We start from the raw sequence: 24,907 nt of genomic DNA on the forward strand, positions 1-24,907 counted from the left end.
CGAACGCTTCAGCCCGCCCGCCTTGACGCTCCCGGCCAGCGGCCGGCCGATCCGCGCTCTGCGTAGCGCGAATTCGGATTCTCAGCACCCTACCGTCCAGAGCGGACGGTGCGGTCACATGCCCGACCGCGTGGTCTGGAGTGATAGGCGGCGCGCATTGGCGATGATGGCGTCGGCCAGCGCCTGCTCCGGGTCCGCCAGCCGGGTGCGGCGGTGCATGAGAACGAAATCCAGCTCCCCCAATTCGGGGAGCCGGGGGTCGGTGAGCGGGACCAGCCCATCGGGCAGCACACCCGCCGCGTGCGCGATCACCCCGAGCCCGGCCAGGGCCGCCGCCCGCAGTCCGAGCAGGCTGTCGCTGACACATACGACCCGGCAGGTGCGGCCCGCGTGCTCGAGCGCGCGCAGCGCCTGCTGCCGGGTCAGGCTCGGCTCCGGATAGGTGACCAAGGGCACAGGATCCTCGAATTCCGTTGCGGCCGAACGCCCCGCCCACACCAGCCGGTCCCGCCACAGCAGTGTGCCGTGCCGCTCGCCCGGCAGTCGCTTGCCGAAGACCAGGTCGAGTTCGCCTGCGGCCATGCGGGATTTGAGGGTCTCGCTCAGGCCGACGGTGAGCTCGAGATCCACACCGGGATGGGTGCGCTGGAACTCCACCAGGATGTCGGGAAGCGCATGGGCCATCACATCGTCGGACGCGCCCAGCCGCACCAGGCCGGTGAGGGCGGAACCGGAGAAGTAGGCCTGGGCCTGAGCCTGCGCGTCGAGGATGGCGCGGGCGAAGCCGATCATGGCCGCGCCGTCGGCGGTGAGCGCCAGATTCCGGGTGTCGCGGCGGAACAGCTCCCGCCCGGCGGCCTGTTCCAACCGGGCGATATGGCCGCTCACGGTGGACTGGCGCAGGCCCAGCTGACGGCCCGCGGCGGTGAAGCCGCCGGCCCGCTCCACGGCCAGGAAGGTGCGTAGCAGCTCGGGTTCGAACATGCGGTTAATTATCACGTATCGCGATGAGAGATATCGGATCGAACGACTATCGCGATCGGCATCCGCGCTCCTACCGTCGAAACGTGCAGCTCCTCGCCAAACTCCGCATCGACTCCTTCATGCTGGGCATCCTCGCCACCGTGGCGCTGGCCGCCCTGCTGCCCGCGCGCGGGGGCGCGGCCGAGGTGCTGGACTGGGCCACCAAGATCGCCATCGCGGTGCTGTTCCTGCTCTACGGCGCCCGCCTGGAACCCCGTGAGGCCCTGGCCGGACTACGGCACTGGCGACTCCACTCCGGAGTGCTGGCAGCCACTTTCGTGATCTTCCCGTTGCTGGGCCTGGCCCTGCGGGTGCTGGTGCCGAGCGTGCTCACCCCGGACCTGTACACCGGTGTGCTGTTCCTGTGCCTGGTGCCCTCGACAGTGCAGTCCTCCATCGCCTTCACCTCCATGGCCCGCGGCAATGTGGCCGGCGCGGTGGTGAGCGCCTCACTGTCGAATCTGATCGGCGTCTTCGCGACCCCGCTGCTCGTGATGGCCTGCATGAATACCGCTGCGGGCGTGCATGTTTCACCGTCGGCGGTGCTCGCCATCGTGGTCCAGCTGCTGCTGCCGTTCCTGGCCGGGCAGCTGCTGCGCCCCCGCCTGGGCTGGGTGCTCGGCCATCCGGCCGCCACCAAGACGGTGGATCGCGGCTCGGTCTACCTGGTCGTCTACGCGGCGTTCAGTGCCGGTGTGACAGCGGGCATCTGGCACGATCTGTCGGCCCGGGTGCTGGTGTCCACGGTGCTGGTCTGCGCGGCCCTGCTGGCCACCGTGCTGGCCCTCACCACGCTGGGCGGCCGCCTGCTCGGCTTCTCCCGCGCGGACCGCATCGTGCTGACCTTCTGCGGCTCCAAGAAGAGCCTCGCCACCGGCCTGCCGATGGCCTCGGTGCTGTTCGCCGGGCATCCGGTCGGCCTGATCGTGTTGCCGCTCATGATCTTCCACCAGATCCAGCTCTTCACCTGCGCGGCTCTGGCCCAGCGCTATGCCCGCCGGGCGGACCCGGTGGAAGCCGAGTTGCCCAGCGGTGCAGTGGAACCGGTGTGATCGGTCAGTGCGCCTCGTTCACCGGTGTGCCGGTTTTGCTCGCACCCCAGTGATTGAAGACCAGATTGAGCACGAAGACCACGATCACGGCCGAGGTGATCGGGCTGCCCGCGATCATCTGGAAGTCGGCCGGGAACTTGGTGTAGATGTTCGGGGCCACCGCCGGCAGCAGCGCCACCGACAGCGTGACCGCGATGATCAGCATATTGCTGGTGCCCTCGAACTGGACCTTGTGCAGCACCCGCAGCCCGACCGCGGTGACCATGGCGAACATGACCGTGGCCGCGCCGCCGATCACCGGACCCGGCAGTGCCGCGACCACACTGCCGACCTTGGGTACCAGCCCCAGCGCCACCAGCATGCCGCCGCAGGCCGCGACCACCCAGCGGCTGCGCACGCCGGTCAGCCCGACCAGGCCGACATTCTCGGCGAAGGCGGTGTCGGGGAAGGAGTTCATGAATCCGGCCAGCACCGCGGAGAGTCCGTCGGCGGCCAGGCCGCGTCCCAGGTCCGCGGGCTCGAGCTGCTTGTCGACCATTTCGGCGACGGCGACCATATCGGCGGTGGACTCGGTGAAGGTCACCAGCATGACCACGCACATGGAGATGATCGCGCCGAGATGGAACTCGGGGGCGCCGAAGATGAACGGCCGCGAGATCGCGAACCAGCCCGAGGACCCGACCGCCGACATGTCGACCAGATGCATGGGCACCGCCACCAGCGTGCCGATCACGACACTGATCAGCACGGCCAGCTGAGCGATCAGCCCGCGGGCGAACCGGTGGATCACCACGATCAGCGCGATCACCAGCCCGGCCAGCGCGATATGCGAAATCTGGCCGTAGTCGGCCGCTTTCGGGTCGTCGCCGGCGATCAGCCCGGCGTCGGCACCGATCAGCGACAGCCCGATCACACAGATCACGCAGCCCGACACCAGCGGCGGGAAGAACCGCACCACCTTGGCGAAGAAGCGGGCGATGATCAGACCGAACACGCCCGACACCAGGATCGCGCCGTAGACGGTGGGCAGCCCGGCCTCGCCGCCGCCGAACTGCTGCGCGATCAGGATCATGGGCGAGACCACGGTGAAGGTCGCGCCCGCGACCACCGGCAGCCGGACACCGAGAATCCGGCCGATGCCGACCGACTGGATGATGGTGACGATGCCCGAGACCAGCAGATCGGCATTCACCAGCAGGCCGATGGTGTGGGCCGGCAGTTTCAGCGCCCCGCCGACGAGCAGCGGCACCGCGACCGCGCCCGCGTACATGATCGCCAGGTGCTGCAGGCCCAGCAGTGCCAATCGTGGGGGCGGCGGGATTTCGTCGACCGGATGCCGGGGCCGGACGACGCCGATATCGGATTTACGGGAGGGGCGCGAAAAGCGCATTTGCATGATGCCTCCTGGAACGCGTGAACAACGGCCCGAACAGGCCGCGACCACGACCCGAATGATGGCGCAGGAAATACCTGTCCCGCAGCAGATTGTTCGATTGTCCAGCCGGTTCGGCGCGCCTCCCGGCCGCCTTCGTATTTTCCTACAGAATCTCGCGGCGCGCGGCCCCTCGTGTTGACCGAATATCATGCCGCGACGTAGGTTCGGGGCCTCGTAACCCGTGGTCACAGGCAGGAGGCGACCGGATGTCCACCAATTCCGACCTGCGTCGCCTCGCCCACCGGACGGTGTGGGTGCCCGGCCGCGTGGCGCACGGCTGCTGAGGCACGGCTTTCTCGACGAGCGGAATTAATCCGCGAACACTGGATAGTGCACTCGACGTAGAAGGCAGCCTGCAATGGCAATTTTCATGACGGTGAACGGGAAGACCACGACGATTTCTCCCGCCGCGCCGCATACCTCTCTGCTGGACTTTCTCCGGGAGCTCGGGCTCACGGGGTGCAAGGAGGGTTGCGCGGAAGGCGAATGCGGCGCGTGTTCGGTGCTGGTGGCCCGGCCGGGAGTGGCCGAGCCGACCGAATGGGTGGCGATCAATGCCTGCCTGGTGCCCGCCGTCGCGCTGGACGGGCAGGAGATCGTCACCGCCGAGGGCCTGGGCGGGCCCGCGCGGCTGCATCCGGTGCAGCGCGAGATGGCGGTGCGCGGCGGATCGCAATGCGGTTACTGCACACCGGGATTCGTGTGCAGCATGGCCGCGGAGTACTACCGGCCGGATCGGCGGGCGCTCGACGAGATCGCACCCGACTGCGCGCATGCCGAGACCGGTCCCAATGGTTTCGATCTGCACGCGCTCAGCGGCAATCTGTGCCGGTGCACCGGCTACCGGCCCATCCGCGATGCGGCCTTCGCGGTCGGTGAGCCCGAGGCCGATGACGAACTGGCCCGGCGGCTCGTCTCCGACCCGCCGGAACCGGTGGCGACCGACTTCAGTTCCGGTGGGCAGCGTTTCGTCCGGCCCGCGACCCTCGCCGACGCGCTCCGGCTGCTGCGCGAGCACCCGGACGCCACGATGGTGGCGGGCAGCACCGACCTGGGCGTCGAGGTGAACCTCCGTGGCCGGCGGGCGGAATACACGCTGGCCATCGATCAGCTGCCCGAACTGCGTGAGCTGACCATCGGCGCGGACCGGATCGAGCTGGGCGCCGCGCTCACCCTCACCGAGATCGAACGCCGCCTCGCCGGGCGGGTGCCACTGCTGTCGGAGTTGTTCCCGCAGTTCGCCTCCCGGCTCATCCGCAATGCGGCCACCCTGGGTGGCAACCTCGGCACCGGCTCGCCCATCGGCGACGCGCCGCCGGTGCTGCTGGCGCTGGCGGCATCGGTCGTGCTGGCCGATGCCGACGGCGAGCGCCAGGTCGCGCTGGCCGACTACTTCACCGGCTACCGGCGCTCGGTGCGGCGGCCGGACGAGCTCATCAAGTCCGTCCGGATTCCACTGCCGCTGGCGCCGGTGACCGCCTTCCACAAGATCGCCAAGCGCCGCTTCGACGACATCTCCAGCGTCGCAGTGGCTTTCGCGCTCGACATCGAGGATGGTCTGGTCCGCACCGCGCGTATCGGGCTGGGTGGTGTGGCCGCCACCCCGGTGCGCGCCTACGACACCGAGGCGGCCCTCGTGGGCCGGCCCTGGACCGAATCGACCGTGATGGCGGCCGCGCAGGTCCTGCGGGACGAGGGCACTCCACTCGACGATCACCGCGCCAGCGCGCGGTATCGCAGCGCCATGCTCGGGGAGAGCCTGCGCAAACTGTTCGCCGAGACCACCGAACCCGCGGGGGTGCTGTCATGAGTCACCTGTCGCAACGGCCCGAGAATCCCGCGGTGGGTGTGGCGCTGCCGCACGAGAGCGCCGCCCTGCACGTCACCGGGGCCGCGCTCTACACCGACGACCTGGTGTACCGCACCAAGGATGTGCTGCACGCGTATCCGGTGCAGGTGCCGCACGCGCACGCGCGCATCACCGCCCTGCACACCGCGCCCGCGCTGCGGGTGCCGGGCGTGGTGCGGGTGCTCACCGCGGCGGACGTGCCCGGCATCAACGATGCCGGCGTCAAGCACGACGAGCCGCTGTTCCCCGACGAGGTCTGCTTCCACGGCCACGCCGTCTGCTGGGTGCTGGCCGAGACGCTGGAGGCCGCGCGGCTGGGCGCGGCGGCGGTCGAGGTGGAGCTGGAGCCGCTGCCCTCGCTGATCACGATCGAGGAAGCCGCGGCGGCCGGCAGCTTCCAGGGTGCGCATCCCCAGGTGCGGCGCGGCGACCTGGAATCCGGGTTCGCGGCCTCGGCGCACGTGTTCACCGGTGAAATCCACTTCTCCGATCAAGAACACTTCTACCTCGAAACCCATGCTGCCCTGGCGCATGTCGATGAGGGCGGGCAGGTGTTCGTGCAGTCCAGCACCCAGCATCCGTCGGAGACCCAGGAGATCGTGGCCCACGTACTCGGGCTGCACAGTCACGAGGTGACCGTGCAGTGCCTGCGCATGGGCGGCGGATTCGGCGGCAAGGAGATGCAGCCGCACGGCTTCGCGGCCATCGCGGCGCTCGGCGCGACCCTCACCGGGCGTCCGGTCCGGTTGCGGCTCAACCGAACCCAGGACCTGACCATGTCCGGCAAGCGGCACGGATTCCACGCGCAGTGGCGGGTCGGATTCGACGCCCACGGGCACATTCAGGCCCTGGACACCACCCTGACCTCGGACGGCGGCTGGAGCCTGGACCTCTCGGAACCGGTGCTGGCCCGCGCGCTCTGCCATGTCGACAACCTGTACTGGATTCCCAACGCGCGCTTCACCGGTCGCATCGCCAAGACCAACAAGCCCTCCAATACCGCCTTCCGGGGCTTCGGCGGTCCGCAGGGCATGCTCGTCATGGAGGACCTGCTGGGCCGGTGCGCGCCGCTGCTCGGCCTGGATCCGATGGAACTGCGCCGCCGCAACTTCTACCGTGCCGGGCAGACCACGCCCTACGGGCAGCAGGTGCGCCACCCCGAACGCATCACCGCCACCTGGGACCAGGTGCTCGAACGCGGTGAGATCGCGACGCGCACACGGGAGATCGCGGCCTTCAACGCGACGCATCCGCACGTGAAGCGCGGGCTGGCCGTCACCGGCGTCAAGTTCGGCATCTCGTTCAATATGACGGCCTTCAACCAGGCCGGGGCGCTGGTGCTGATCTACAAGGACGGGTCGGTGCTGATCAATCACGGCGGCACCGAGATGGGGCAGGGCCTGCACACCAAGATGCTGCAGGTGGCGGCCACCACACTGGGCATCCCGCTGGACAAGGTGCGGCTCGCGCCGACGCGAACGGACAAGGTGCCCAACACCTCCGCGACCGCGGCGAGTTCGGGGGCCGACCTGAACGGCGCGGCCATCAAGAACGCCTGCGAGCAACTGCGCGAACGCCTGTTGCAGGTGGCGGCGGCCCGGCTGGGAGTCCATGCCTCCGACGTCCGCATCGCCGACGGCGTCGCCCGCGCCCTGGGGCCCGGTGACGCGGTCGTCGAATGGAACGACCTGTGCCGGACGGCCTATCTGCAGCGAGTCCAGTTGTCCGCGGCCGGTTTCTACCGCACCGAGGGCCTGCACTGGGACGCGAAGACCATGCACGGCTCGCCGTTCAAGTACTTCGCCTACGGCACCGCCGCCGCCGAGGTGGAGGTGGACGGTTTCACCGGCGCGTACCACATCCGCCGCGTCGACATCGTGCACGATGTCGGCGACAGCCTGTCCCCGCTCATCGACATCGGCCAGATCGAGGGCGGTTTCGTGCAGGGCGCGGGCTGGCTGACGCTCGAGGACATCCGCTGGGACACCGGTGACGGACCCGGCCGCGGGCGGCTGCTCACCCAGGCGGCGAGCACCTACAAGCTGCCGAGTTTCTCGGAGATGCCCGAGGTCTTCAATGTCACCCTGCTGCAGCACGCGCACGAGGAGGGCGTGGTGTACGGGTCCAAGGCGGTGGGGGAGCCGCCGCTCATGCTGGCGTTCTCGGTGCGCGAGGCGCTGCGCCAGGCCGCCGCGGCCTTCGGACCGGACGGGGTGAGCGTCGAGCTGGGCGCGCCCGCCACGCCGGAGGCGGTGTACTGGGCCCTCGACGCGGCCCGGCGGGCCCGCGAATTCGCCACCGGGGAAAGCGTTTCCGCCCGTGCGTGACATGACCTGGGTGACCGCGGTCGCGCGCCTGCGCGACCGGCGGGAACCCGGCGTCCTGGTGACGGTGGCGTCCGTGCGCGGCCACGCGCCGCGCCGGGCGGGCGCGAAAATGGTGGTGGGACAGTCCGATATCTGGGGTTCGATCGGCGGCGGCAATGTCGAGGCCGTCGCCGTCGAGCGCGCCCGCGAGCTGATCGCGAAACCGCACGCCGAACCCGAGCTGATGGAATTCGCCCTCAACGACAAGGTCGTCGGCCAGCACGGCGTCCAATGTTGCGGCGGCACGGTGACCGTGCTGCTCGAGCCGCTGCCGGTACGCCCGGCGGTGGCCATCTTCGGGGTCGGTCATGTCGGGCTGGAACTGGCCCGCATCCTGGCCCGTCAGGATGTCGACCTGCACCTGATCGACTCCCGGCCCGAGGTGCTCACCGGGGAACGGCTCGCGCCACTGGACGACGCCATCGCGCGGGTTCATACCCATCACACGCCGCTGCTGCCGGAGCAGGTCCTCGACCGGCTGCCGCCCGGCACCCACATCCTGATCATGACCCATGATCACGCCGAGGACGCCGCCCTCTGCGATGCGGCCCTGCGCGCCGACGACCTCGGCACCATAGGCCTGATCGGATCCCCGGCCAAGTGGGCGCGGTTCCGGAAGCGGCTCACCACCGAGGGCGGTCATTCGCCGGAAGTCCTGGGCCGCATCAAGACTCCCATCGGGCTGGCCGATATCACCGGGAAGGAACCGGCCGTCATCGCGGTGAGCGTCGCGGCGGATCTGTTGCACACCTTCGAACTCGGCGCACGCACCACCGACTGACGCCGCCGCCGGCCGCCGGGGTCAGTGCGTGGCCGCGAGCTCCACGCTGTGGGTGCCGGCGCGGCGGCCCGAGAAGACGCAGTCGGCCAGGGACAGGCCACTCACGTACGAATTCGAGCACACCCCGACCGCGGCCCGGCCCGCCGCGAACAGACCCGGGATGGCCGCACCGGATTCGGTGCGGACCGCGCCCGTCTCCTCGTCCACCAGCAGCCCGCCCAGGGTGAGCATGGGCATCGGGTAGGTCAGCCGGGACTTGAACGAGATATCCAGCAGTGCAAAGGGTCCCGCGTGCAACGGGCGGCGGATGTCGTCGGGCTTGCCCATGGGGTCGGGCAGCTGCTGCTCGATGGCGCGATTGTGCGCGTCCACGGTCTTGCGCAGGGCCGCCGAGTCGATACCGGCCCGGGCCGCGACCTCCTCGACGGTCCGGCCGGTCACGCTGCCGAACCGCAGCAGTCGCTCGGCCTGCATGCGCTGGAACCACACCGACTGCTTCCCGATCTGGCGGCGCGCCTCGGCGGCCAGCCGCGCATCGACCAGCAGCCAGGCCCGATGCCCCGGACTGGCGGCGATGGCCGCGCCCAGCGCCGCACCGTAGCGGGACTCGTCGATCATGCGCTGCCCGTTGGCATCCACGGCGATCGCGCCGAAGTAGGCACTCGGCGGGGCGATGAAACGCCAGGTGGACAGTGCGTCCATGCGACCGGTGGCCGCGCCCGCCGCCTGGGCCATGGCGATACCGCTGCCGTCGTCACCGGCTGTGCCCAGCGGCAGGCCCTCGGCCCACGGATAGCCGGGCGCGTGCTCGGCGACCATCGCGCCATTGGCGATGAAGCCACCGGTGGTGAGGATGACCCCCGACCGCGCCTGGATGCGCACCGATGCCCCGTAGCGACGCTCGATGCGCGCCATCAGCGCCTGCACGGCCTGGCGCAAACCCTGGTGGTACACACCGGGTTTCGCCGAGATCCGGGCCAGCGCGGCGAACCTGCGCTGCACCGCCGCGGGCGCGCCGCTGATCGTGGTCGCCTCGATGCCGACCACCCGGCCGTGCTCGACCACGAGTCGCGTTGCCCGGGTACCGGTTCGAACGCGCACGCCGTGTTTCGCCGCCGACTCGGCGAGCGGGCCGAACAGCTTCTTGCCGGACACGCCGCGTCCGTGCGCGCGATGCCCGCGCTGCCGCGGTCGCGCCAATTCGCGGAAGCCGCCGGAGTTTTCGCTGCCCGAGTAGTACAGGTAGTAGTCGTCGGTGGGGTACGAGGTCTTGAAGGGGCACAGCGACGGCTGGAACGGCACCCCGTGCCCGGTCAGCCAATCGATCAGTGCGGGCGACTCCTCGCAGAACCTGCGCAGCGTCCGCTCGCTCACGGTGTCGCCGACCTCGGCGCGCAGATACGCGAGCATGTTCTCCACGTCGTCCTCGACCCCGGCCGCGCGCTGCACCCAGGTGCCGCCGCCCGCGTACACGATTCCGCCGGACAGCGCGGTCGCCCCGCCGCCCAGGTAGCGGTCCAGGGCGAGCACGTCGGCGCCCGACTCCCGCGCGGCCAGCGCCGCCGCGACACCCGCGCCGCCGTATCCGACCACCACCACATCGGCCGAAGAGTCCCAGGTCCGCACCGTTGCGTCCACCTTCCCGAGTGAAGAAATCCCAGCGAGGTGAACTATAACGTGTTCTAATTCGGTGCGCGGTTCGCGGCGAGCCGGTCGCGGATGACCGGAAGGCCGGTTACCGTCGGACGGGTGGCCAGCAAGTCAGCCGCACCGGCGATCGAGGTGCCGGTGGGCGAACACACGGTGCGCGTGTCCAATCCGGATCGGGTGTACTTCCCGGAGACCGGGGCGACCAAGCTCGACCTGGTGCAGTACTACCTGAGCGTCGGGGACGGGATCGTCAACGCGCTGCGGGACCGGCCGTGCATGCTGCACCGCTTCCCGAAGGGCCTGCCCGGCGGCAAGGTCCACCAGAAACGCCTGCCCGGCGGTGCGCCGGACTGGATTCCGACTGTCCAGCTGTACTTCCCGCGCTATGGCCGCACCGCCGACGAGCTCTGTGTCGAGAAGCTCGCCGACGTGATCTGGGCGGTGCAGATGTCGACGGTCGAGTTCCACCCCTGGAACTCGCGCCGCTTCGATACCGAGCTCCCCGACGAATGGCGTATCGACCTCGACCCCATGCCGGACTGCCCGTGGTCGCGGGTACAGCGGGTGGCCGGGGTCGTGCACGAGGTGCTCGACGAGCTGGGTGCGGTCGGCTGGCCGAAAACGTCCGGCGGCAAGGGATTACACGTCTACGTCCGCATCGCGCCCCGCTTCGGATTCCAGGAGGTGCGCCGGGCCGCGCTGGCCTTCGCCCGCGAGGTGGAGCGGCGCGCGCCCGCGGACGTCACCACCGCCTGGTGGCGCAAGGATCGCGATCCGGCGCAGCTGTTCGTGGACTACAACCAGAACGCGCGCGACCACACCATCGCCGCGGCGTACTCGGTGCGCGGCGTGCCCGAGGCGACGGTGTCGACTCCGGTGCGCTGGACCGAGATTCCCGAGGTGCGCCCCGGCGACTTCACCATGAAGACCGTGCCGGCGCGCTATGCCGAACTCGGCGACCTGCACGCCGGCATCGACGAGGCGGTGTTCGACATCGAACCGCTGCTGGAGTGGGCCGACCGCGACCGGATCGCCGTCGACCTCGACGAGGACAGCGGCGACTAGAGCTCGTCGGTGGTGATCAGGCCGTCGCGGATGGCGCGGGCCACCAGCGCCGCCTTGGTCGGGGCCGTGCGCCCGACCGCCGCGTACTTGGCGCGGATGCGTTCCAGGTACGTGTTGACCGTGCCGACCGTGATGTAGAGCTGCTGGGCGACCAGGGCTTTGGACTCGGTCTGGAACCAGGCCAGCAGCACCTCGCGCTCCCGGCCGGACAGTCGCGGCCGGTCGTCGCCGTCGGCGCTCATGGCCCGGGCCATGGTCGGGCTCAGATACGGCCGCACCTCGGCGGCGGCGTGCAGGGCGGTGATGAGGTGTTCGCGCCCTTCGGTTTTCGACAGATAGGTGACCGCGCCCAGGTCCAGGCAGTCCCGGACCAGGTGGGGCTCGGTGTACTGGGAATAGACCACCACCCGGTGACCGCGCGCGCAGATCGTGCCCAGCGCGCTCAGATCCGGTGCGCGCTGGTCGAATTGGAGATCCAGCACGATGGCGTCCAGGTCGCCGCGATCCGGACCGCCCGCCGCCAGGAAGGCCGCCGGATCCGGATGGTCGGCCGCCACCTCGATGCGCGGCTCGGCCGCGGCGCACCAGCCGCGCACGCCGTCACGGATCAGCGGGTGGTCGTCGACTATGGCGATACGGATCATCGGGCCCCCTCGACCTGGAAACGGTGATGCAGTCGCGCCCACAGCAATTCGCCTGCGGTGACCACCTCGGTGTGCACCGCCCCGGCGGCGTCGAGGGCGGTGCCGGACAGCGTGGACAGGCGGTCCAGCGTGTCGGCCGGGCAGTCGCCCAGCGCGCTTACGGTACAGCCCGCGGCGTCCGCGGTCACCACCACCCGGGCGCGGGAACGGCTGGCGTCCAGCATGATCCGGGTCGCGGCCACCAGATGGCCGCGGACCACGTCGGGCAGGTCGCGCCCGGCGGGCCCGATGCCGCGACCGACGTCGACGTCCGCCTCGACGGTCACCGCCACCCCGCGCCGTTCGGCGGCGTCGATACCGGTGCGCAGGTCGGACAGCAGCGGATGGCCGAGACCGTCCTGCTGGGTGAACAGGCGGCGCAGGCGGGCGTACTCGGTGCGGGCGGCGGCCTGGACGGCCGGGTCTCCGGGATCCCGGCTGCCGTCGGCGAGACCCGCGAGCAGCGGGGTGAATTCGGTCAGCAGTTCGCGATAGCGGCGCAGGCACTCCTGCTCGGTCATGCGCCCGACCGCGTCGGCGGTGCGGTGCCGCAGGCGTTCCCGATGCAGGGCGGCGGCCTGCCGCGTGGCCCGATCGAGGGTGGCGGCGAACCAGGCCGTCAGCATCTGCAGGAAGAAGATGGCCGCCGTGTGATACCCCAGCACCGTGAGGGTTTCGACGCCCGGCGCGCGGGCCAGGACCAGCGCGCACACCAGGACCCACCAGACGCTCAGCGCGGACAGCGACAGCCGCGGCGGCAGCCGGAAGCCCAGCGCGACCACGGTCCAGCCGGACGCGCCGATCGACCAGTTCGCGCCCGCCAGTCCGGCCTCCGGCGGCAGCAGGACGATGAGCAGCAGCGAGGCGGCGATCGCCACGCCCATGAGCGCCAGCGTCACCGATTCGTGGCGGCGGCGCGGCGCCAGCGCCGCCAGGGCACAGGCCACGTTCACCCCGACCAGCAGCGCGTTCACTGCCGCCGGGGGCGTCGCCGCGGCGGCGGTGAGGGTCGACTGCAGCAGGGTGTCGGCGACCGCGATGCCCACCATGCCGTACCCGAAACTGCGCCCGAGCCGGTCGATTCCGGAGGCGGCCGCCGGTGCGCCGAACGAATGATCCTCGGCGGCAACCGGTGCGGCGACCGGCCAACGCAGCCGGACCTCGGTGCCGCGCCCCGGGGTGCCGGTGACCTCGGCGTCGCCGCCCACGGCCCGCAGGCGCTCGATGATCGAATGCCGGACGCCGTAGCGGTCCTCGCCGGGCGCGCCGGCGAATCCGATGCCGTCGTCGGTGATCAGCAGCGTCCCGGGTCCGGCGCTGATCACCACGTTCGAGGCCTGGGCGTGCCGGTCGATATTGGTGAGCGCCTCCCGCGCGGCCGCGGTCACCGTCCACGCCAGCGTCCGGCGGATCGGCAGCGGACCCGGTGTGCTCAGGGTGACCGGGACCGGGCATTCGATGCTCAACTCGCGCAACAATTCCGACAGGTCGGCCGGCGAATCATCGCCCGGCAGCGGGATTCCCGACTCCAGCACCGTGAGATCGCGCGCGGCCTGGCGGGCGATGCGCTCGCGATCGGCGGCTGCGCCCTGACCCACCATCAGCAGGGTGGCCGCGGCGGTGTCGTGCATGACCGCCCACTGCTCGTGCTCGTAGCGCCGCCGGGCCGCGGCGACCTCACCGGCGATGCGAGAGTCGGCGGCCGCGGTCACGGTCTGGTCGTGCACGGTGGCCGCGCGCAGCACCACCCGGCGCACCCCCACCGCCAGCAGCCACTCCACCAGCAGGTAGGCGACGGCCAGATCGGACAGGAACCCCCAGGGCGTGAGACCGGGCGTACCGCGATTGGCCCAGTAGAGCGCGGCGAGGACCAGCACGGTCACCGCCGCCGATATCCGCACCCGCTCAGCGATACCCACCGAGATCACCGTTGCCGCCACGACCTTCACATCGATGAGGTCTCCGGTGCCGACGCCGGACGCGGCCACACTGACCGTGCCCAGCAGGTAGATCGCCACCACCGCGACATCGGCCGCGGTCCACCACGGCCCCAGGCGCCGCCCCCACAGCCGGCCCGCCGACCACATCGCCAGCAGCACGGTGACCGTGCGCCCCGCGCCCGGATCGACGGCCCCGCCGGCGAGATGCACCACGGTGAGCAGCAGGCAAGCGGCGTGCCGGAATCGGATGGCCAGCCATGTCGCCTCCTGCGCGACCGCGGCGTGGGTCGGGTCGGCTTCGCGCAGCACCCGGTCACGGTACCGAACCGGATTCGAGCCAGCATGGCATCCCGGCGGACGCCGCGGTGTCCGTCGAACATCCGACAGACAGACCCGTCCGGCTACGGAAAAGTGAACCGTGCAGCGGGGTGTGCGGGTCCGGCCCGCACACCGGCTGCGCCCGCGGCCGTTGGCGGGCGGGGAGTCAACGGCCGCCCGGGTCAGCGACCCGGGCCGGTGCGCGCGGAGGTTGAGTACGCTTCCAAGTGGACGGACTTAGTGCCCGAGGTGACACGGCCGGCGCAGGAGGCGCGGGATGGAGTGGTTCATCGCACCGGAATACTGGTTCGCGCGGCAGGTGATCGAGCGCGGGATCGCGGCCATCTATCTGATCGCGTTCGTGGCGGCGGCCCGGCAGTTCCGGGCGCTGACCGGGGAGCACGGCATGTTGCCGGTACCGCGGTTCGTGGCGCGGCGGCCGTTCCGGGTGGCGCCGAGCGTCTTTCAACTGCACTACACCGACCGGTTCTACGCGACCGTGGCCTGGAGCGGGGCGGCGGTGTCGGCGGCCCTGGTGGCCGGGGCCGCGGATCTGCTGCCGTTGTGGGCGGCCGTGGTGGTGTGGCTACTGGTGTGGGTGCTGTACCTGTCGATCGTCAACGTGGGGCAGGTCTGGTATTCGTTCGGGTGGGAGTCGCTGCTGCTGGAGGCCGGTTTCCTGGTCGCGTTCCTCGGCAACGACCGGGTGGCCCCGCCGGTGCTGGTGGTGTGGCTGGCCCGGTGGCTGGTGTTCCGGGTGGAGTTCGGGGCGGGACTGATCAAGCTGCGCGGTGACAGTTGCTGGCGGGATCTGACCTGCCTCTACTACCACCACGAGACCCAGCCCATGCCCGGCCCGCTGAGCTGGTTCTTCCACCAGCTGCCGCGGCCGCTGCACCGGATCGAGGCGGGGGCCAATCACGTTGCGCAATTGGTGGTGCCGTTCGGGCTCTTCGCGCCACAGCCGATTGCGAGCGTAGCCGCCGGCATCATCATCGTCACGCAGCTGTGGCTGGTGCTGTCGGGCAACTTCGCCTTCCTCAACTGGTTGGTCATCGTGCTCGCCTGGTCCGCCGTCTCCGATTCCGCGGCGGCAACGGTGTTTCCGATACCCGCGGCGCCGGCACTGCCGGACTCGCCGCTCTGGTTCACGGTGCCGGTGTTCGTCTTCGCGGCCTGCACCGTGGTGCTCAGCTACCTGCCGGTCCGCAATATGCTGTCGAGCCATCAGCGAATGAACCAGTCCTACAATCCTTTCCATCTGATCAATACGTTCGGCGCGTTCGGGGTCGTCGATCGCATCCGCTACGAGGTGGTCGTCGAGGGCACCGACGAAGTCGCGCTCACCGCCCACACCCACTGGCGCGAATACGAATTCAAGGGCAAGCCCGGCGACCCCCGTCGGCTGCCCCGCCAGTGGGCCCCGTACCACCTGCGCCTGGACTGGCTCATGTGGTTCGCGGCCCACTCGTCCAGCTATGCCCGGCCGTGGTTCGACGGCCTCCTCCAGCGCCTGCTGCGCAACGACCCCGCCACCCTGCGCCTGCTGCGCCGCAATCCCTTCCCGGACGTCCCGCCCCGTTACATCCGCGCCCGGCTCTACGAGTACCGCTTCACCAGTCCCCGTGAACTGCTGGAGACCCACGCCTGGTGGGTTCGAACCCTGGTCGGCGAATACGCGCCGCCGATGTTCTCGCCGCGCGTCTCGCGCGTGACCCGGACATAATGCGGCATGGGTTTCTTCAGGCCGCGCTGCCCGGTGGGGGAGGTGGAACGGCTCTGGGTCGAGGAGATGCTGTCCTGGTGCGCCACCCAATTCGGGACCAGGACGTTGCGCACCCCCGTCATCCTCCCGACCTCCGACTACTTCCCGGACACCTACTCGGGCGCCGAATCGCAGGCGCTCGCTGTCGTGGAGCGGGTGGTCCGGTACATGGGGGTGGGGCGGGATCGCATTGTCGTGGAACTCGATTCGGCCGGTGCGGCGCCGCCCGACCAGCTCATGCAGCTGGAGGGCGCGGCCCGCGGCGAGGCCGGGCACTACCGGCTCGAGCACGGGCGGGCGGTGGTGACGCTCGAACTGGCGCGCCTGCGCTCACCGGTCACCCTGGTGGCGACCGTCGCCCATGAACTCGCCCACGAGCGGCTGCTCGGTGAGCAGCGCATCGCACCGGACCGGCACGACGGCGAACAACTCACCGATCTGGCCACGGTCTACCTCGGCCTCGGCGTCTTCAATGCCAATGCGGCCTTCCAGTTCTCGCAGAACAGCCGCGGCTGGCGCTCCCAGCGCCTGGGCTACCTCTCCCAGCCCATGTACGGCTACGCCCTGGCCTGCTGGACGGTCATGCGCGGCGACCCTCGCCCCGCCTGGTCGTCCCACCTCGATACCAACCCCCGTGTCTACATGAAGCAGTCCCTCAAATACCTGCGCGCCAACCCCGACGCCCTCCCGGGCTGGCGCGCCGCGGCGTTCGAATCCTGAAGCCGGCCTCGGATCCGGAAGTCCGGATCCGAAGGCCGTGCGGCCGCGACTACGCGGTGCTGCTCGCGCTGCCGTTCTCCAGGTGACCGGCGAAGTGCCTGCGCCAGTTGGAGTTTCCGGAGAGGCTGACCGTCAGGTCGTACCAGCCCTGGTCGAGCGGGGCGGTGATATCGCGTTTGGATCCGGCGTCGATCGTGGCCGGGGAACCGCCGCTCACCTGGACCGTCAGTGCCGAACCGCCGGAATTGCTCACGGTGACAATGAAAGTGGGCTGATCGGCGGTGCCGCCGACAGCGGCGGTGGCGGTGAGCGCCGCGGTATCGGCGGTGCCCGCGGCCTCGACGAGGAACCCGTTGGGGGCGTGGATCGCGAAGTCGTAGGAGCCGCCGAGCTGGAATCGCTCCTGAGCGGTGCCGCCCGGGGCGACCACGGTCTGGCGGATCGAATTGTCGTGGTAGGCAAAGGTTTGGAACGGCATGGCCACCGCGCCCTGGTTGCCGTACCGGGCCGTCGCGGCGTTCCCGGCGACCTCCACCCAGGCGACCGGCTGATAGGGCAGCGGCCGGGCCTTGGCGCGGCCCGCGTCCTGGACCGGCATCTGCTGCCCGGCGGGGGCGGGCGGGGCCGGCTTGGGCAGGTTCTTCTGACCGGCCGCGCGGGCGCGCTCGGCATCGGCGTCGGGCAGGGTGGGAATGCTGGTGTCGCGTCTGCCGAAATCGAAGCAGCTGGTGAGGTCGCCGCACACCGCGCGCCGCCAGGCCGAGATATTGGGTTCGGCGACGCCGGTCCACTGCTCCAGGAAGCGCAGCACCGAAGTGTGGTCGAACACTTGGGAATTCACGTAGCCGCCGCGGCTCCACGGTGAGATGACCAGCATCGGTACCCGCGGTCCCAGGCCGATGGGCGAATTCCCGCCCAGCAGCGCTCCGGCCCGGCTGATCAGGGTGTCCATGGTCGCCGAGCCCGAGGCGAGCCCGAGCGTCGCCGAACCGGAATTCAGGTCGGTGCCGGTGATCTCCAGCGACGGCAGGATCTCGTCGGGGGTGCCGGGCGGCGCGGTCGGCGGCACCACGTGGTCGAAGAAGCCGTCGTTCTCGTCGTAATTGACGAGCAGGACCGTCGACTCCCACAGTTTCGGGTTGTCCCACAGGGCCTGCAGGACGCGCTGGATGTAGGCGGCGCCGTCGGCGGGACGGTAGGCGGGGTGCTCGGAGTAGCCGGCGGGCGCGACCACCCAGGACACCTGCGGCAGGGTGCCGGCGGCGCAATCGGAAATGAACTGCTGCAGCACGTAGTCGACATTGGTGCCGTCGGTGCCGGCCGGTGCGGGCGTCATACCGGTGGTGGTCACCTTGGCGCGATCGGCCAGCTGGCGGACCGCGGGATCGGACGAGGCCGCCGCGTCGTGATATGCGCGGAACAGCCACAGCGGATTGTCGCCGAAGTCGGCGAGGAAGTCGCCGCCGCTGTGCGAGTCGGCGTACACCTGCCACGAGATCCCGGCCTGCTGCAGGCGTTCCGGATAGGTGGTCCAGGTGTAGACGGGCCGATAGTCCGGGGGATTGGACACGGCGGGCCCGCCCGCTCGGCCGGCGGCGTCGATGGTGCCGGTCCAGTGGAACAGCCGATTCGGCGTGGTGGGTCCCTGGATCGAACAGAAGTAGTGATCGCAGATGGTGAACGCGGAGGCCAGTGCGCGATGGAAGGGAATGTCGGCCTCGGTGAAGTAGCCCATGGTCATCTTGGACTTGGCCGCGATCCAGGAGTGGTAGGCGCCATCGGCCCACGCCATGTGCGTGGTGTTCCAGTCGTGCGCCAGATCGCCGAGATCCTGCCCGTCCACCCGGCTGGTGTCGACGTGCCAGGGCAGCAGGAACCCGGTGCTGCTGAACGCATCCGGCTGATGGAACGCGTCCCGGTTGTCGCCGCCCGCCGACCCGCTGCTGCTCCCGCTGCCCGAACCGCTCGCCGAACCGCTCGCCGACCCGCTGGCGCTCCCGGTGCCCGCCGACCCGCTCCCCAGATCGGTCCCGGGCCCGCCGGCGAGGGCGGTGTCCATGGCCGCCTGCAGGATCGGGTCGTAGCCGCCGGCGGGCAGCCGCAGGGCGCGCTTGTCACCGAAACCCCGTACGCCGCTCATGGTTCCGAAGTAGTGATCGAAGGATCGGTTCTCCTGCATGAGGATCACCACGTGCTGGACCTGATCCAGGGAGCCCGAGCGCCCCGGTTCCGCCAGTGCCTCCGCCATGCCCTCCGGCAGCCCGGTCACGCCCGCCGCGCCCGCGGCCAGCATCGACCCGAGCACCGTTCGCCGATTTGTCCTGGCGAATCCACGCCCCATCAGAAATCTCCGATCCGTCGTCTGTCCCCAGCCATCGCGGCGCCGCAGACGCTACCGGCACGCCCGCCGGTCCGCAGCGTCCGAAACGTGTCCTGGCCAGCGCTTTTCGCTATAAGCGCGGATGGTGAGGGTGCCGTCGCGGAAAAATCGGTCCCAAGAAGTTGGTCGGATGATCACCCCGGGGTCATGTAGAGGTGCCACGGTGGTCGCGTGTGGACGGAGACACAGGCGCGGCCGGTGCGCGCGATGCGCTGGTTCCACCTGGTGTGCGATGGGGTGGTGGCGCGGCTGCCGTTCGGGCTGGGCCGGTTCGTGGCCCCGACCTTCGTCGGCTATCTGCTGGTGAGCGGGTTCACCTTCACGCTGGATCTGGTGGTGCTGACCGCCCTGCACGGGGTCGCGGGCCTGGCGCTGCCGGTCGCGGTGACCGTGGCCTATTGCACGGCATTCGGCGCGAGCTATCTGCTGAATCGGACCCTCAACTTCGAGTCGCACGCCGCGGTCGGTCCGCAGGTCGCCATCTATGTCGTGGTGGTCGCGGTGAACTACCTGGTGTTCATCCTCGGCGTGACCAGCGGTGTGGCCGCCCTCGGCATCGACTACCGAATCGCCCGCGTCCTGGGCGGTCTCGGCGAGGGTTTGTTCATGTACGCGTCGATGCGGCTGCTCGTCTTCCGGACCTGGTCATTGTCCAGCCGCCGCTCGCGTCGTTAGCGCGAGTGTTCGATACCCGGCCACCAGCGCTACCAGCGACGACGAGTCAGCGGGGCTGGACGGGGGCGGGCTGGACGGGCATATAGGTATGGCTTACCTTGGCACCCGTGAGTGTTGCCGAGGCTGTGCCGAATCTGCTGATCTGCCTGCGGGAGGGCCTGGAGGCGGGGCTCGTGGTGACCATCCTGCTGGCCGCCGTGCGCCGGCTGCCCACACCTCGACGCCCGGTCTCGACCACGCCGGTCTGGCTGGGCGTGCTCGGCGCGATCTCGGTGGCCGGGAGTTTCGCCGCCGTGCTGACGTATTCGACTGCCGCACTGACCAGTTCGGCCCGGGCCGCCGTCGCAGGCGTGCTGAGCGTGCTGGCCGTGGCCCTGGTCACCGCGATGATCTTCTGGATGCGGCGCACCGGGGCCTCGCTGTCGGGACAGCTGCGCGGCGAGGTCGCGCGGGCCGCGGGACTGGGCGCGGGTGTGCTCGCGGTGACAGCGTTCCTGGCCGTCGGGCGCGAGGGCCTGGAGACCACGCTGTTCGTGTGGACAGCCATCAAGGCGGCCGGATCGACAGCCGCCCCGCTGGTCGGCGCGGCCCTCGGACTGGGTATCGCGATCGTGCTGTGCTGGTTGCTGTTCCGGCGTGCGGTGCGGCTGAACCTCGGTGTCTTCTTCAACCGGACCGCCGTGCTGCTCATCATCATCGCCGCGGGCGTGCTCGCCTACGGCCTCGGTGACCTGCAGGAGGCGGGCTGGCTGCCGGGCGCGCGCTGGATCGCGTTCGACCTGACCGCGCACGTCGACCCGAACTCGTGGTGGGTCTCGATCATCACCGGCATCACCAACCTGTCGCCGAAGATGACGGTGCTGCAGGTGGTGGCGTGGATCGCGTACCTGGCCACTGTGATTCCGCTGTTCGTCCGGGCGGGCCGCACCCCTGCGACCGAGGCCGAGCCGGTGACGAAGCCGGAAACCGAGCCCACCGACAAGAAGCCGGAAACCGGACCCGCGCACGCGGATTGGTGGGAGCGGATCGCCGGTCCGCGTCCGGTGCCGGTCGGCGCGATCCTGGTGCTGGTCCCGGTGCTGGCGGCCGTCGCCGCCATCGCCCTGCTGCCCTCGGGCGGCTCCAACACCGCGCGCACGGTCACCGTGACCGCGGATGCGTGTGCGCCGGAATGGACCTCGGCGCACACCGGCACCCAGACCATCGCAGTGCACAACACGTCCGGCAAGTCCGGCGAGATCGATCTGGTCGACGCGGACGGCGCGGTGGCCGGTGAGATCGAGAACATCGGTCCCGGCACCACCGCCGAGCTGACCGCGACCCTGAATCCGGGCAGCTACACCATCGTCTGCCTGATGTCGGGCCGCCCGTCGCTGTCCTCGCCGCGCGTACAGGCCACCGGTCCGCAGACGGACGCGCCGCCGGTCTTCAAACCCGCGCGCGCCAGCGAACTGCACGGGCCGAACGAGGCCTACCAGACGTACGTGCGGGGCGTGCTGACCCGTCTGACCGGTGCCGTCGGCACGGTCGGCCGGGATCTGCGGGCGCGCAATATCCCCGCCGCGCAGGCCGATTGGCTGCTCGCGCTGCAGGAGTGGGAGCGGGTCGGCGCGTCGTACAACAGCTTCGGCGACGCGGGGACCGCGGTCGACGGACTGCCCGGCGGCCTGCCGGACGGCGTCAACGATCCGGGATTCACCGGCCTGCACCGCCTCGAATACGGCCTCTGGCACGGCCAGGGCCCGGATCAGCTGCTGCCCGTGGTCGACAAGCTCACCGCGGATATCGCCGCGATCGGGGACAAGCTGACCAGCACCGATATCGCCGGTGATCCGGCCACCCTGCCGGTGCGCGCCCACGAGATCCTGGAAGACGCACTGCGCGATCATCTTTCGGGCCTGGACGATCAGGGCGCGGGCGCGGCCTATCCGGCGACGCTGGCCGATGTCGAGGTCACCCGCACCGTCCTGGATCAGCTCGCCGTCCCGCTGGACGAGCGTGACCCGCAGCTGCGCCCCGACCTCGGGTCCAAGCTGGACCAGTTGCGCGCAGCTCTGCTGGCCACCCAGGACAACGGCCGCTGGCGCACGCCGACGCAGACACCGCAGGCCGCCCGGCAGGCGGTGCTCGCCGCGATCGGTGCCGCCCTGGAAGCGCTGGACCGGGTGCCGCGGCTGCTGGAAACCAAAGCGAACTGACTCTCCACGAAGGACCGAGGCCATCACCATGACTGTCAGCCGCCGCCGCTTCCTCTCCGGCGCCGCCGCGGGCGCCGCCGGAACCGCCCTGACCGCAGGCGTTCTCGTCGAGGGCGCCCGCGTGGACGCCGCCGCCGCGGGCGGGCAGGCCACGATCACACCGGCCTACCCGTTCCACGGCGCGCATCAGGCGGGCATCCTCACCCCGGCTCCGGCCGATCGCCAGAATGCCTCCTGCTTCGCCGCGTTCGACGTGACCGCCGCCAACCGCGCCGAACTCGCCGACCTGATGAAGACGCTCACCGAGCGCGCCCGCGCCCTCACCGCCGGTGGCCCGCCGCCGGATCTGGGTCCGAGCCACCCGCCCGCCGACAGCGCCGTCCTGGGACCCGACATCCCGGCCGACGGCCTGACCGTCACCACCGGTGTCGGTGCGAGCCTGTTCGATCAGCGGTACGGGCTGGCTTCCCGGAAGCCCGCGCACCTGACGCCGATGCGGATCTTCCCCGACGACTCCCCGGAAGCGGCCTGGATGCACGGTGATCTGCTGCTGCAGCTGTGCGCCCACAACCCCGACACCATCCACCACGCCATCCGCGATCTCACCCGCCACACCCGCGGCGGGATCCAATTGCGCTGGAAGATCCAGGGTTACAACTCCCCGCCGCGCCCGTCCGGCACCGGCCGCAATCTGCTCGGCTTCAAGGACGGCACCGCCAATCCGACCGGCTCCGACGCCGCCGCCCTGATCTGGGCCGACAGCCCCGACGAGCCCGCGTGGACCCGGGGCGGCACCTACCAGGTGGTCCGTCTCATCCGCATGCTGGTGGAGTTCTGGGACCGCGTCTCGATCGCGGAGCAGGAGAACATGTTCGGCCGCCGCCGCGAATCGGGCGCACCCCTGGACGGCACCAAGGAATTCGACGTCCCCAACTATGCCGCCGATCCCGACGCCACCGTCACCCCCGCCACCGCCCACATCCGCCTGGCCAATCCCCGCACCCCCGACACCGCCGGCCAGCAGCTGCTGCGCCGCTCCTACAACTACGACCTCGGCGTCGACCCGAACGGCAATCTCGCCACCGGGCACATCTTCACCTGCTTCCAGCAGGACATCCAGCGCCAGTTCGAAACCATCCAGACCCGTTTGGCCGGAGAGCCTTTGACCGACTACGTCCAGCCCTTCGGCGGCGGCTACTTCTTCGTCCTGCCGGGCGTCACCGACACCAAGGACTGGTACGCCCGCACGCTGCTGAGCTGATCCGGCACCGCCCGAGCCGGGTCAGACGGTCAGCACGGTGTGGATTCGGTTGCCGGGGTCGATGGTTCGGCGCAGTGCGGCCAGGCGCGGGTAGTTCTGTCCGTAGTAGCGGCCGAGGGGATCGCCGGGTTCGAGGTAGTTGGCATAGGCACCCACCGAGACCGGTGCGAAGAGCTGGTGGGCGGCGGTGACCCAGGCCTGGGCGGTGTCGTGCGGGATCGGTTGGTAGGCGCCCCATTCGACGAGGGCGGCGTGGTTGCGCCAGGGGAAGGCGGTGGCGGTGGGTGCGGTATCGCGGATCGCGCCGTCGAGGGTGTTGATCTGCACCCAGCCGGTGCCGCCGGCGCGCGAGAAGATCGTCAGGGCTTCGATGATGCGGGCGATGGCATCGGGGGTGAGCTCGGAGACGACGTCGGAACCATTGGTGAAACTCGCCCGCGGTGAGGTGGGGCTGCCGCCCGCCAGATACATGATGGTGTCCATGTGATCGAGGGTCTGCGTGTCGATGGTCGACGGTTGCAGACCGATCGCATCCGTCAGCGCGGCCGCGGCCTGGTCGCCGGACCCGGCCGGGCAGACCATCTGCATCCAGCAGTCCAGGCTGCCGTTGCCGTCGGCGTCGACGCTCACGTCGGCCCACTGGGAGCGGTCCGCGGACTGCAGCCAGGCGGACCAGCCGGCGATCACCTGTGCGGCGCTGTCGCCGGGAAAGGTCAGGCGCACCAGGTCTTTCGACGTCGCGGGACAGGTGTCGAAGGTCAGCGAGGTGACCACGCCGAACAGTGGGCCGCCGCCGCGCAGCGCCCAGAGCAGGTCCGGGCGGGAGGTCTCGGAGACCTCGGCGACGGTGCCGTCGGGCAGCACGAGCGTCGCCCCGGCGAGCCGGTCGCAGGTGAGGCCGTAGGCGCGGGATTCGAAGCCGAGGCCGCCGCCGAGGGCGAGTCCGCTGATGCCGACATCCGGGCACATGCCGGTCGGGATGGTCAGATCCGACCGGTCGAGCTCGCGGTAGACGTCGTACAGGGTGTGGCCCGGTCCCACCACCGCCTGTCCCGCATCGACACTCACGCCGGTGAGCTGCCGGACGTCGATGATCATCGCGCCCGTCGTCGTCGACACCCCCGCATAGGAGTGCCCGCCGGACCTAGCGGCCACGGGCAGGCGGTACTCGGCCGCGAAACTCATGGCGGAGACGACATCGGCGGTCGAGGCGACCTGCACCACGGCAGTGGGTGTTTCGCTGTCGAACCGGGTGTTGAAGACCTGCTTGGCCATCTCGTAGCCGGTGTCGCCGACCCGGACGACCCGGCCGCGGATGAGCCGCTCCAGCCTGCTCCAATTCGGTTTGGCCGCACCGGGTCCGGCCGCGACCGAGACGGGATCGGCATCGGAGAGGCCGGTGAATCCCCACCCGGCCAAGGCGATTCCCAGTGCGCCACACAGAAAAGTGCCTCGCGAGAAGCCGGCATCCGTCGCCCGTACGGATCTCACTCTGCGCATGTGCCCTCCAGGCTCGGTGCTAGCCGGAAAACCATGGCGGGCAACGGATGCACGCCTGCCCGGGACGTCAACTATGTGTGGTTTGCCGCAATTTCCTGCGGATGATCAACAGCCGCCAGGTAATTGTGCCGACCACCCGGGTGGCGAGGCATGAGTTCGACCTAGGCCTAAGACAACTCACAGGCAACCGTGACCGAATTTGCCCGCGTGTCGCTCTAGGTCGTGAAGTTGCGCTCTAGGTAGTGA

At 70.2% G+C, this 24,907-nt stretch carries 17 protein-coding genes; 10 read left to right on the forward strand and 7 right to left on the reverse strand.

Going from position 1 to position 24,907, the window contains the following annotated elements:
* Window positions 1-114: 114 nt before the first annotated feature.
* Window positions 115-984 (reverse strand): LysR family transcriptional regulator, encoded by an 870-nt coding sequence (locus ACWEQQ_RS24435; protein ID WP_452342942.1) that lies wholly within the window; start codon window positions 982-984, stop codon window positions 115-117.
* An 83-nt stretch (window positions 985-1,067) separates the two neighbouring features.
* Between ACWEQQ_RS24435 and ACWEQQ_RS24440 the strand changes: the two genes are divergently transcribed.
* A complete protein-coding gene (locus ACWEQQ_RS24440) occupies window positions 1,068-2,075 on the forward strand; it encodes a bile acid:sodium symporter family protein (protein WP_452349823.1) in 1,008 nt (335 codons plus the stop codon).
* A gap of 4 nt (window positions 2,076-2,079) precedes the next feature.
* Here the strand turns inward: ACWEQQ_RS24440 and ACWEQQ_RS24445 are convergent, their stop codons facing one another.
* Window positions 2,080-3,471 (reverse strand): nucleobase:cation symporter-2 family protein, encoded by a 1,392-nt coding sequence (locus tag ACWEQQ_RS24445; protein ID WP_452342944.1) that lies wholly within the window; start codon window positions 3,469-3,471, stop codon window positions 2,080-2,082.
* A 397-nt stretch (window positions 3,472-3,868) separates the two neighbouring features.
* Here ACWEQQ_RS24445 and ACWEQQ_RS24450 point away from each other — a divergent pair, with 397 nt between their 5' ends.
* Genes ACWEQQ_RS24450 through xdhC form a run of 3 tightly spaced genes read left to right on the forward strand, consistent with a single transcriptional unit; the run spans window position 3,869 to window position 8,506 of the window.
* A complete protein-coding gene (locus ACWEQQ_RS24450; protein ID WP_452349824.1) occupies window positions 3,869-5,320 on the forward strand; it encodes a xanthine dehydrogenase small subunit in 1,452 nt (483 codons plus the stop codon).
* Window positions 5,317-7,686 (forward strand): xanthine dehydrogenase molybdopterin binding subunit, encoded by a 2,370-nt coding sequence (gene xdhB / locus ACWEQQ_RS24455; RefSeq protein WP_452349825.1) that lies wholly within the window; start codon window positions 5,317-5,319, stop codon window positions 7,684-7,686. Before ACWEQQ_RS24450 ends, xdhB begins: the two co-directional genes overlap by 4 nt.
* 1 nt (window position 7,687) lies before the next feature.
* The gene (xdhC, locus tag ACWEQQ_RS24460; RefSeq protein ID WP_452342975.1) at window positions 7,688-8,506 is read left to right on the forward strand and encodes a xanthine dehydrogenase accessory protein XdhC; all 819 of its coding nucleotides are present in this window, start codon (window positions 7,688-7,690) and stop codon (window positions 8,504-8,506) included.
* A gap of 21 nt (window positions 8,507-8,527) precedes the next feature.
* Here xdhC and ACWEQQ_RS24465 read toward each other — a convergent pair whose 3' ends face one another.
* Window positions 8,528-10,144, reverse strand: coding sequence for an FAD-binding protein (locus tag ACWEQQ_RS24465; RefSeq protein ID WP_452349826.1), 1,617 nt, complete (start codon window positions 10,142-10,144; stop codon window positions 8,528-8,530).
* 111 nt (window positions 10,145-10,255) lie between these two features.
* Here ACWEQQ_RS24465 and ligD point away from each other — a divergent pair, with 111 nt between their 5' ends.
* A complete protein-coding gene (ligD, locus tag ACWEQQ_RS24470) occupies window positions 10,256-11,221 on the forward strand; it encodes a non-homologous end-joining DNA ligase (protein WP_452342948.1) in 966 nt (321 codons plus the stop codon).
* Here ligD and ACWEQQ_RS24475 read toward each other — a convergent pair.
* Window positions 11,218-11,865, reverse strand: a complete 648-nt coding sequence (locus ACWEQQ_RS24475; protein ID WP_452342949.1) for a response regulator — start codon at window positions 11,863-11,865, stop codon at window positions 11,218-11,220. The genes ligD and ACWEQQ_RS24475 overlap by 4 nt on opposite strands.
* On the reverse strand, window positions 11,862-14,153 hold the full coding sequence (locus ACWEQQ_RS24480; protein ID WP_452349827.1) for a sensor histidine kinase: 2,292 nt from the start codon (window positions 14,151-14,153) through the stop codon (window positions 11,862-11,864). Before ACWEQQ_RS24480 ends, ACWEQQ_RS24475 begins: the two co-directional genes overlap by 4 nt.
* A gap of 286 nt (window positions 14,154-14,439) precedes the next feature.
* Between ACWEQQ_RS24480 and ACWEQQ_RS24485 the strand changes: the two genes are divergently transcribed.
* Window positions 14,440-15,888: a lipase maturation factor family protein gene (locus ACWEQQ_RS24485; RefSeq protein WP_452342951.1), complete on the forward strand. Its 1,449-nt coding sequence runs from the start codon at window positions 14,440-14,442 to the stop codon at window positions 15,886-15,888.
* 6 nt (window positions 15,889-15,894) lie between these two features.
* Window positions 15,895-16,647, forward strand: a complete 753-nt coding sequence (locus ACWEQQ_RS24490) for a hypothetical protein (RefSeq protein ID WP_452342952.1) — start codon at window positions 15,895-15,897, stop codon at window positions 16,645-16,647.
* A gap of 49 nt (window positions 16,648-16,696) precedes the next feature.
* On the opposite strand, the gene ACWEQQ_RS24495 is transcribed toward ACWEQQ_RS24490, so the two are convergent.
* Window positions 16,697-18,895, reverse strand: a complete 2,199-nt coding sequence (locus tag ACWEQQ_RS24495) for a phosphocholine-specific phospholipase C (RefSeq protein WP_452349848.1) — start codon at window positions 18,893-18,895, stop codon at window positions 16,697-16,699.
* A 303-nt stretch (window positions 18,896-19,198) separates the two neighbouring features.
* Here ACWEQQ_RS24495 and ACWEQQ_RS24500 point away from each other — a divergent pair, with 303 nt between their 5' ends.
* From ACWEQQ_RS24500 to efeB, 3 genes are all read left to right on the forward strand, one after another.
* Entirely contained in the window at window positions 19,199-19,702 is a 504-nt protein-coding gene (locus ACWEQQ_RS24500) for a GtrA family protein (RefSeq protein WP_452342954.1), read from the forward strand.
* A gap of 107 nt (window positions 19,703-19,809) precedes the next feature.
* Window positions 19,810-21,900 carry an iron uptake transporter permease EfeU gene (gene efeU / locus ACWEQQ_RS24505; RefSeq protein WP_452349828.1) on the forward strand — a complete coding sequence of 697 codons (2,091 nt, stop codon included), beginning with the start codon at window positions 19,810-19,812 and terminating at the stop codon, window positions 21,898-21,900.
* A 28-nt stretch (window positions 21,901-21,928) separates the two neighbouring features.
* Window positions 21,929-23,161 carry an iron uptake transporter deferrochelatase/peroxidase subunit gene (gene efeB / locus ACWEQQ_RS24510; protein WP_452349829.1) on the forward strand — a complete coding sequence of 411 codons (1,233 nt, stop codon included), beginning with the start codon at window positions 21,929-21,931 and terminating at the stop codon, window positions 23,159-23,161.
* 21 nt (window positions 23,162-23,182) lie between these two features.
* Here the strand turns inward: efeB and ACWEQQ_RS24515 are convergent, their stop codons facing one another.
* Complete coding sequence (locus ACWEQQ_RS24515; protein WP_452349830.1) at window positions 23,183-24,580, reverse strand: FAD-binding oxidoreductase; 1,398 nt, start codon at window positions 24,578-24,580, stop codon at window positions 23,183-23,185.
* Window positions 24,581-24,907: the final 327 nt, after the last annotated feature.

This window comes from Nocardia sp. NPDC004123 (assembly GCF_053603795.1).

What these genes read in the sequence shown, in the direction of transcription:
- ACWEQQ_RS24495 (WP_452349848.1), bottom strand. Translation starts at nt 18,895, where the DNA reads ATGGCGGAGGCACTGGCGGAACCGGGGCGCTCGGGCTCCCTGGATCAG.
- ACWEQQ_RS24435 (WP_452342942.1), bottom strand. Translation starts at nt 984, where the DNA reads ATGTTCGAACCCGAGCTGCTACGCACCTTCCTGGCCGTGGAGCGGGCC.
- ACWEQQ_RS24450 (WP_452349824.1), top strand. Translation starts at nt 3,869, where the DNA reads ATGGCAATTTTCATGACGGTGAACGGGAAGACCACGACGATTTCTCCC.
- ACWEQQ_RS24485 (WP_452342951.1), top strand. Translation starts at nt 14,440, where the DNA reads ATGGAGTGGTTCATCGCACCGGAATACTGGTTCGCGCGGCAGGTGATC.
- efeB (WP_452349829.1), top strand. Translation starts at nt 21,929, where the DNA reads ATGACTGTCAGCCGCCGCCGCTTCCTCTCCGGCGCCGCCGCGGGCGCC.
- xdhB (WP_452349825.1), top strand. Translation starts at nt 5,317, where the DNA reads ATGAGTCACCTGTCGCAACGGCCCGAGAATCCCGCGGTGGGTGTGGCG.
- ACWEQQ_RS24475 (WP_452342949.1), bottom strand. Translation starts at nt 11,865, where the DNA reads ATGATCCGTATCGCCATAGTCGACGACCACCCGCTGATCCGTGACGGC.
- ACWEQQ_RS24490 (WP_452342952.1), top strand. Translation starts at nt 15,895, where the DNA reads ATGGGTTTCTTCAGGCCGCGCTGCCCGGTGGGGGAGGTGGAACGGCTC.
- xdhC (WP_452342975.1), top strand. Translation starts at nt 7,688, where the DNA reads ATGACCTGGGTGACCGCGGTCGCGCGCCTGCGCGACCGGCGGGAACCC.
- ACWEQQ_RS24445 (WP_452342944.1), bottom strand. Translation starts at nt 3,471, where the DNA reads ATGCAAATGCGCTTTTCGCGCCCCTCCCGTAAATCCGATATCGGCGTC.